This window comes from uncultured Clostridium sp. (assembly GCF_947036855.1).
In the GTDB taxonomy this organism is placed as follows: Bacteria; Bacillota; Clostridia; order Clostridiales; family Clostridiaceae; genus Sarcina.
In genome coordinates, this window is sequence record NZ_CAMQRY010000014.1 from 21,017 (window position 1) to 29,469 (window position 8,453).

Here is an 8,453-nt window from a genome sequence, read left to right on the forward strand (position 1 = left end):
TCACTCCACTAGCTATGTAGCTAATGTTTGAACCCCTTGATAGTTTTTAGTATACTTGTAAAGTAAAATAAATAATAGTACGCACTTTTTTATCACATAGTTACCAAAAGGGAACTGTGATAAGAGAATAGAGAGGTGGAAATAATGCCAAACTTAAAAGGAAAAAAGTTTACTTGTGAAAAGGAAGTTACGCTTTCAATAATTGCTGGTAAGTGGAAAATGCTTATTTTATGGTACTTAGGCAAAGAGGGAGTAAAAAGAACTGGAGAGCTTAAAGCTTGTATTCCAGAGGTTACTCAAAGAGTGCTTACTCATCAACTTAGAGAACTTGAAGAAGATTTAATTGTTCATAGGGAAGTGTATAATGAATCACCACCAAAGGTTGAATACTCACTAACAAGTTATGGGGAAAGCCTTATACCACTTTTAGAAATTATGGATGAGTGGGGTAAAGATTACATTAAAAATGTAATAAATAAAGAAGAGTAATTTTGTATTTTAACATACTGATAAAAAGCGATAAGGAATGATGGAAAAATCATTCTTTATCGCTTTTTATTTTTTTGAGAAATGATGGTAAAATACTAGTGTAAACAAATGATAAAAGTAAGGGAGAATATTATGAGTACTAATACTGAAACTATAATGTTTATCATAATTAGTTTAGCTGTTTTAATAGCTATTACAATTTTTGCTTTTATAGTAATTAGAAGATTATTTAAAAAATATCTTTAGGTAGGAGAAATGAATTATGCATTTTAGTGTGTTAAAAGTAGTAGCACTTTGTATAAGTCTTACAGCAGTTATTGTTATAGGATTTATTATGTATGCCACTGTGAAAAAAATAAAGAAATAGATTTTATCTATAGTATTAAGGTTAAGACTTTTAATTGTTATAAAAAAGTAGGATAATAACTTTAAGTAGATATATATAAGGAGATGATTTTTAATGAAAAAAGTTGAAGAAAGATTTTTAGAATATGTTGTAATGGATACAAAATCAGATGAAAGTACAAGAGTTACTCCTAGTACTAAGGGACAATTAGTCTTAGGAGAAAAACTTGTGCAGGAGCTTAAGGAGATAGGACTTTCAGATGTTCATGTTGATGAATTTGGATATGTTTATGCAACTCTTCCAAAGAATACAGATAAGAAAATACCTACAATAGGATTTATAGCTCATATGGATACAGCTCCAGACATGAGTGGTAAAGATGTTAAGCCACAAATAGTTAAGAATTATCAGGGGCAAGATATAGTTTTAAATGAAGAGTTAAATGTTCATTTAGCAGTAAGTTCTTCACCAGAACTTAAGAACTATATTGGAAAGACTTTAATTACAACTGATGGTACAACACTTCTTGGAGCAGATGATAAAGCTGGAATTGCTGAGATTATGACTGCTATGGAATTTTTAATTAATAATCCAGAGATTAAACATGGAGATATTAAAGTTGGATTTACTCCAGATGAAGAAATTGGAGAAGGTTCAGATCATTTTAATGTTAAAGAGTTTAATGCAGAGTTTGCTTATACAATGGATGGCGGACATGTTGGAGAACTTGAGTATGAGAATTTTAATGCTTGTACAGTTAAGGTTTCTATAACAGGTAGAAATGTTCACCCAGGTTATGCAAAAAATAAAATGATAAACTCAATAATGGTTTCACATGAGTTTATGTCTATGCTTCCACTTGAAGAAGTTCCAGAAAAAACAGAAGATTATGAAGGATTTATTCATGTTATGAATGTTGAGGGATGTATTGAAAAAGCAAACTTAATAGTTATAATAAGAGAGTTCTTTGAAGATAAGTATAAAGCGAAACAAGAATTATTTAGAAGTATAGAAGAAAAATTAAATGCTAAGTACGGAAAAGGTACTATAGTTATTGAGATAATAGAAAGTTATAAAAATATGAAAGAAATGGTTGAACCAGTTATACATGTAGTTGAGTCAGCTAAAAAAGCTATGGAAATGGCAGATATAGTTTCACATATAAGACCAATAAGAGGTGGAACAGATGGAGCTAGACTATCATTTATGGGTCTACCTTGTCCAAATATTTTTGCTGGTGGAGAGAATTTCCACGGTAGACATGAGTTTGTAGCTGTTGAATCAATGGAAAAAGCTGTTGAAACAATAGTTAATATAGTTAAGATATATGGTGAAAAGTAATAGATAAAAAAAGTAGGAATTAGGCAACATGCCTAATTCCTACTTTTTTTTTATGAGAAAGCTTTTGAATATGTTTTTTGCTAGTAATTACAAATAGTAGTCCTGATATTACAACTGGTAATATAGGAAGATATAATTGTGGTGACTGAATAAAATCAGATAAAACCACAAAAACATTTGAGCTATTTGCACTATAACTATTTGAATTTATAAGTAGTAATATTGATAAAATCGAAATTACTAGATATAAAAAAGCAACACCCTTGTTGTTTAAGTTGAAAGATATATGTACGAAATGATTTCTGTCTTTTAAATAAGTGATAACTAAAAGACTAGCAGCCACTATATTTATTGCGAAGAATAAATATATGCTAGTGATAGCATCAAGACCATAAGAATTGACAGACATCATAATTTTTTCAAAAGCACTAAGAATAAAGATTGATAAAAAACCTAGGATACCAAATACATAAGCTGATTTTTTCATCTAAATCCCTCCCATAAAATTAATTTCTCATAGATTATAGACTAAATTATATATGAGATGTTTATAAAAATAAAATAGTTAGAGTTAAGATAAATTAACAAAACAATATCATCAAAACTTATAACTAGAGTTTTATTTAGAAAAAAATAAAAAAAAGTTTTAAGATTTAAAGCTAGTAAAAATCACAAAGCGCACTTTTTGGTAAGTAGCATACCTAAAAGTGCCTTCTTTTTTTTGTTTGATAATCGTTATAAGATATAAATGTACCCGGCGAACGGATACAAAATAAAAAAACAAATTAAGAGAACATGATTAGTAATTAAAAATTTAAAAGTTTTAAAATATAAAGTAAAAGGGGAGATTTATCAATGCAAAGATTTACAATACCGAGAGATTTATACCTAGGGGAAAATGCAATAGACCATTTAAAAGAAGTTAAAGGTAAAAAAGCTTTACTTGTTATAGGTTCAGAGAGATTAATTAAAGATGGAACAGTTCCAGCTATACAAGCTAATTTAAAAGAAGCCGGAATTGAAAGTGCAATATTTAGTGGAGTTGAAAATGACCCATCAGTTGCAACTGTAAGACAGGGAACAAGAATGATGAATGAGTTTGGTCCTGATTTAATAATCGGAATTGGTGGAGGTTCTCCAATAGATGCTGCTAAAGCTATGTGGATATTCTATGAGTACCCAGAATTCACATTTGAAGAAGCTGCAAAGCCATTCAACTTACCAGAACTTAGACAAAAAGCTAAGTTTATAGCTATCCCAACTACAAGTGGAACAGCTACAGAAGTTACTTCATTCGCAGTTATTACAGATAATGAAACAGGAATTAAATATCCAATAGCTGATTTTAACATCACACCAGATGTAGCTATAGTTGATACAAATCTTGTTCAATCTATGCCTAAAGGATTAGTTGCTAATACAGGAATGGATGCTTTAACACATGCTTTAGAAGCTTATGTATCAAAAGCTAATAACCCAATAACTGATGCACTTGCAATGAAATCAATCGAAATGGTTGTTGAAAACTTAGGTAATTCATATAAAGGGCAAGAGCAAGCTAGAAAAGATATGCATATAGCTCAAAACTTAGCTGGAATGGCATTCTCAAATGCTATACTTGGTATAGTTCACTCAATGTCACATAAGACAGGGAAAATCTTTAATATTCCTCATGGATTAGCTAATGCTATATACTTATCAGCAGCTATTCAGTTTAATGCTAAAGATGAAAAAGGTGGAAAAGCTTATGCTGATGCAGCTAAAAGACTTGGTCTTGCAGGGGAAACTCAGGAAGAACTTGTAGCATCACTTGTACAAGTTGTTAAAGATTTTAGAAAAGAAATGAATATGCCAAATTCATTAAAAGAATATGGAATTTCAGAAGAAATGTTCATGAAGAATCTTGAAGGAATATCAGTAACAGCAGTTGCAGATCCTTGTACTGGGACAAACCCAAGAGAAATTTCAGTAGAGCAAATGAAGCAGTTATTTACAGCTATCTATAATGGAGAAGATGTAACTTTCTAATTCAAAAATACCTCAAATCAATTCAACTATATATAAATTAGTGTTTTAGTAGTAAAGACCACAAAGTTATCTTAGGTAACTCTGTGGTCTTTTTTTATAATATTTGATAGAGTTATATATGGGAATGGATATTATTTTATTTATAGTAAATATACAAAAGATAAATAAAGGAGTATTAATAATGAAGAGTAGTTTTTATAAAGTTCAAGAATTTGCAAATATGGCAGGGGTAACTGAAAGGACACTTAGATATTATGATAAGATAGAACTTTTAAATCCAAGCTATAAGAATGAAGCAATGCATAGATTTTATACTGATGAGGACTTTAAAAAGCTTAAAAAAATTACATCACTTAAGTTTTTAGGGTTTTCAATTGCAGAGATTAAAGAATATGATTTAAATGATATGGAGAAAACTTCAGAAGTTATAACTAATCAACAAAAGGTTATAGATTTAAAAATAAAACACTTAAATATTATAAGAGAATCACTAAATGCTATTGATGATACTTTAAAAAGTTCTGATAGAGTGGATTGGGATAATCTTGTTGAAGAAGTTAAAAATATTAGAATAAACAAACATAAAAAAAGAGATGGAGTTAATCCTTTTAGAGATGAGAGCTATAAAGTGAATCATGAAAAGATGATGGGACTTTTAGCTATGTTTACTAAAGCAAGGGGAGAAGAGAAAAAACTTGCGATAGTTAAGGAAATTGAAAAACGAGTTAATAATATGGAAGATATAGAAAATGGGCTTGAAAATCTTATGCAAGTTTTAGTTGAGGTTGATATAATTCCAGAAGAACTTAGGGGAGTTAACCCAAAAGATATAGAAAATTTAATAGATTTTATTAAAAGTCATAGAATGATAGAAGCATAATAGTGAGTATGCTAACTAAATTTAAGAGTTGTAAACCTAGATAAATAAAGGGTTTATGGCTCTTTTTCTTTTTAAATTTAAAAAAAGATGAAAAAAGTACTTGAACCTAACCTAAGGTAATGAACTATACTTTTAATTAAGGCAGAGGAAAAGCCTTCAAACGAATAAAACTTTTTTACATAGAGTTAAAATACAAAAGATAAAAGGAGAGATTAGAATGAGTATAAGTTTAAAGATAGCAGCAAGATTTTTAAAATCTAATAAGCTACAAACAATTCTTATTGCACTAGGTATTGCACTAGGAGTTACAGTTCAAATATTTTTAGGACTTCTTATTAAGAACGTTAACAGTAACATGATTCAAACTACTGTAGGAAATAGTTCACAGGTTACAGTTGTAAGTTCTAAGAGTTCATCAAATACATTTGATAATTATGATGCAATTATAAATAAAATAAAATCAGAATATCCGAGCAAAGTAACAGAGGTTACAGGAGTTTTAGATAATCCAGCACTTATAAGTGTGGATAAGATAAATTCTTCAGTTCTTGTTAGGGGTATGAATTTTGATAAAGGTCAAAATATTTACGGAGTAAAAAAAGATTTAACAAATGGAACTCTTCCAATGAATAAGGATGAAGTTGCAATAGGAAATGGAATTGCAAAGAAATTCAATTTAAAGGTTGGAGATTCAATGACACTTCAAACTTCAAAAGGTCCAAAGAAAGTTAAAGTAAGTGGAATACTTAATTTAAATGTTGGACAGCTTAATGATACTTGGGTAGTTACTGATTTAAACTATGCACAAGCTATGTTTAATGAATCAGGAAAAGTTAATTCTATTGAAATGAAACTTTCTACAAATGAGATATTCAATGCTAATGTAATAGCAGATGGAATTTCTAAAAACTTAGGTAAAGATTTAAAAGTTACTAACTGGAAAGCAGAGAATGCTAGTTTACTTGGAGCTTTAAGTGGACAAAATTCTTCATCAATGACAATACAAGTGTTCATTATGATTTCAGTAATTATGAGTATAGCATCAGTTCTTGCTATATCAGTTCTTCAAAAATCTAAACAGATTGGTATTTTAAAAGCTATGGGAATTAAAAATAGTGATTCAGCTAAAATATTTATATACCAAGGTTCAATACTTGGAGTTATAGGTGCGATAGTAGGGGGTGGACTTGGAGTTGGAGTATTCGAGTTATTTGCAAACTTTGTAAAAACACCAACAGGAACACCTGTTATAACAAATAATCTTGATATAACATTTGTAATTATAAGTATGATTATAGCTTTCATAGCAGCAACAGTTGCAGCTATTTTTGCAGCAACAAAATCATTAAAACTTGACCCAATGGAAATAATAAGAGATAACTAGGAGGTACTGAAAATGAGCGTTTTACAACTTAAAAACATAAATAAAATATATGGTGAAAAGATTAAGACACAGGTTCTTTTTGATATCAACCTAGATATCGAAGAAGGTGAATTTATTTCAATAATAGGACAAAGTGGTAGTGGTAAAAGTACTATGCTTAATATTCTTGGAACACTTGATAAACCTACAAATGGTGAGATTTATATTAATGGTAAAAGAACAGATAAAATGAAAAAGAATGAACTTTCAAAAGTTAGGAATAGAGATCTTGGTTTCATATTCCAGTTCCATTACCTTTTACCTGAATTTACTGTTATGGAAAATGTTTTGATGCCTTATATGCTATCAGGACAAAAAATAACTAAAGAGATAAAAGAGAGAGCTGAAGAATTATTAGAGCTAGTTGATTTATCAAAAGTTAAGAATAATAAGGCAACTGATTTATCAGGTGGTCAGCAGCAAAGAGGAGCTATTGCAAGAGCTTTAATTAATAGCCCTAAAATAGTGCTTGCTGATGAGCCAACAGGAAACCTTGATTCTAAAACAACTGATGATATATATGCACTGCTTAGAGATATTAATAAAAAATATAATACAACTTTCGTAGTTATCACACATGATAATAAAATTGCTAACAAGGCAGATAGAATTATAACTGTTGGTGATGGGAAAATTGTAGAAGATACAAAGAAATAATAAAAAGGTAAGAGGCTTTATTTATATTTGTAACTTAAAAGGAAACAGACTTCTGATTTGGAAGCCTGTTTCTTTTTTATATTTTAAGAAGATTTAAGTGAGTTTTAAATCTAAAAGAGGGTAACTACTAAACATAATATCTGACTATTTTAAAACTGATAGGGTATAATTAAATTAAATATAATTTGAGAAAAGAGGTGTTTGGTTTTGAAATTTTTACATTCAGCAGATTGGCATATAGGAAAGGTTGTAAATAATATTTCAATGCTTGAAAGTCAGGAGCATTTTTTAGAGGATTTAGTAAAAATATTAAAAGAAGAAAAAGTTGAGGCTTTAGTTATAGCTGGAGATTTATATGATAGAAGTCTTCCGCCAACAGGAGCAGTTAAACTTTTAGGTAAGTATTTTGGAAAGATAGTTAATGAACTTCAGATACCTATTCTTGCGATAGCTGGAAATCATGATAGTGGTGAGAGGGTATCTTTTATTAGTGATATTGTTAAATATCAAGGGCTTCATATTGAAGGGGTTCTTAATAAAAATATAGAGTGTGTAACTATTAATGATACGAACTTTTATTTACTTCCTTACTTTGACCCAGCAGTAGCTAGAAAGATTTTTGATGATGAAGAGATTAGAAATCATGAAGATGGAATGAAAAAAGTTGTTGATTATATAAATGAAAATAAGGATGATACTAAGAAAACAGTAGTTATAGCACATGGATATGTTACAAGTATTAACTTTGATAGTAGTAAAAGTAGAGATGAGATTTTAAAAGAAATTGAAATTGTGGAGAGTGATTCACAAAGACCACTTACTATGGGTGGAACTGAATTTATATCAGGTAAAATATTTAAGGAGTTTGATTATGTAGCACTTGGACATTTACATGAACCAAAGAGAGTAAGTGCAAATGATGATTCTATTAGATATTCAGGTTCGCCACTTAAGTATTCAATTTCAGAAAAAAGTCATAAAAATAGTGTGAGTATTGTTGAAATAGATGATGATGGAGTGAAAGTTAAAGAGATTCCTGTGAAGCCTTATAAAGATATTAGAGTTTTAAAAGGGACTTTAGAAAGTCTTATGGATAAAGAATTTTTAAAAACTCAAAAAACTGATGATTATATTCATTTTATTTTAACTGATGATGGAGAACTTTTTGAGCCAATGGCACAGCTTAAAGCAGTTTATGAAAATCCACTTAGTCTAGAAAGAGAATATAAGAGAGATTTAAAAAATTCAAGTATAGATATTAAAATAGAAGATATGAATAAGAATAAAGC

General features: G+C 29.3%; 8 protein-coding genes. 7 read left to right on the top strand and 1 reads right to left on the bottom strand.

What is annotated here, in order from left to right:
• The first annotated feature begins 144 nt into the window (after positions 1-144).
• Together Q0V15_RS03260 and pepT are read left to right on the top strand one after the other, a co-directional pair.
• Positions 145-489 carry a helix-turn-helix domain-containing protein gene (locus Q0V15_RS03260; RefSeq protein WP_297435960.1) on the top strand — a complete coding sequence of 115 codons (345 nt, stop codon included), beginning with the start codon at positions 145-147 and terminating at the stop codon, positions 487-489.
• 460 nt (positions 490-949) lie between these two features.
• Entirely contained in the window at positions 950-2,176 is a 1,227-nt protein-coding gene (gene pepT, locus Q0V15_RS03265) for a peptidase T (protein WP_297435962.1), read from the top strand.
• A gap of 19 nt (positions 2,177-2,195) precedes the next feature.
• On the opposite strand, the gene Q0V15_RS03270 is transcribed toward pepT, so the two are convergent.
• A complete protein-coding gene (locus Q0V15_RS03270; protein ID WP_297435964.1) occupies positions 2,196-2,663 on the bottom strand; it encodes a hypothetical protein in 468 nt (155 codons plus the stop codon).
• 368 nt (positions 2,664-3,031) lie between these two features.
• On the opposite strand from Q0V15_RS03270, the gene Q0V15_RS03275 reads away from it, so the two are divergent.
• From Q0V15_RS03275 to Q0V15_RS03295, 5 genes are all read left to right on the top strand, one after another.
• On the top strand, positions 3,032-4,204 hold the full coding sequence (locus Q0V15_RS03275) for an iron-containing alcohol dehydrogenase (protein ID WP_297435966.1): 1,173 nt from the start codon (positions 3,032-3,034) through the stop codon (positions 4,202-4,204).
• A gap of 181 nt (positions 4,205-4,385) precedes the next feature.
• Complete coding sequence (locus tag Q0V15_RS03280; protein WP_297435968.1) at positions 4,386-5,084, top strand: MerR family transcriptional regulator; 699 nt, start codon at positions 4,386-4,388, stop codon at positions 5,082-5,084.
• Between the two features lie 217 nt (positions 5,085-5,301).
• Positions 5,302-6,468: an ABC transporter permease gene (locus Q0V15_RS03285; RefSeq protein ID WP_297435970.1), complete on the top strand. Its 1,167-nt coding sequence runs from the start codon at positions 5,302-5,304 to the stop codon at positions 6,466-6,468.
• A 12-nt stretch (positions 6,469-6,480) separates the two neighbouring features.
• On the top strand, positions 6,481-7,164 hold the full coding sequence (locus Q0V15_RS03290; protein ID WP_297435972.1) for an ABC transporter ATP-binding protein: 684 nt from the start codon (positions 6,481-6,483) through the stop codon (positions 7,162-7,164).
• Between the two features lie 207 nt (positions 7,165-7,371).
• The coding region (locus tag Q0V15_RS03295; RefSeq protein ID WP_297435974.1) for an exonuclease SbcCD subunit D at positions 7,372-8,453 on the top strand (1,082 nt) is incomplete at its 3' end.

Bases quoted from the DNA above. Each gene is read 5' to 3' on its own strand.
- Q0V15_RS03260 (WP_297435960.1), top strand. From the start codon at position 145: ATGCCAAACTTAAAAGGAAAAAAGTTTACTTGTGAAAAGGAAGTTACG.
- pepT (WP_297435962.1), top strand. From the start codon at position 950: ATGAAAAAAGTTGAAGAAAGATTTTTAGAATATGTTGTAATGGATACA.
- Q0V15_RS03270 (WP_297435964.1), bottom strand. From the start codon at position 2,663: ATGAAAAAATCAGCTTATGTATTTGGTATCCTAGGTTTTTTATCAATC.
- Q0V15_RS03275 (WP_297435966.1), top strand. From the start codon at position 3,032: ATGCAAAGATTTACAATACCGAGAGATTTATACCTAGGGGAAAATGCA.
- Q0V15_RS03280 (WP_297435968.1), top strand. From the start codon at position 4,386: ATGAAGAGTAGTTTTTATAAAGTTCAAGAATTTGCAAATATGGCAGGG.
- Q0V15_RS03285 (WP_297435970.1), top strand. From the start codon at position 5,302: ATGAGTATAAGTTTAAAGATAGCAGCAAGATTTTTAAAATCTAATAAG.
- Q0V15_RS03290 (WP_297435972.1), top strand. From the start codon at position 6,481: ATGAGCGTTTTACAACTTAAAAACATAAATAAAATATATGGTGAAAAG.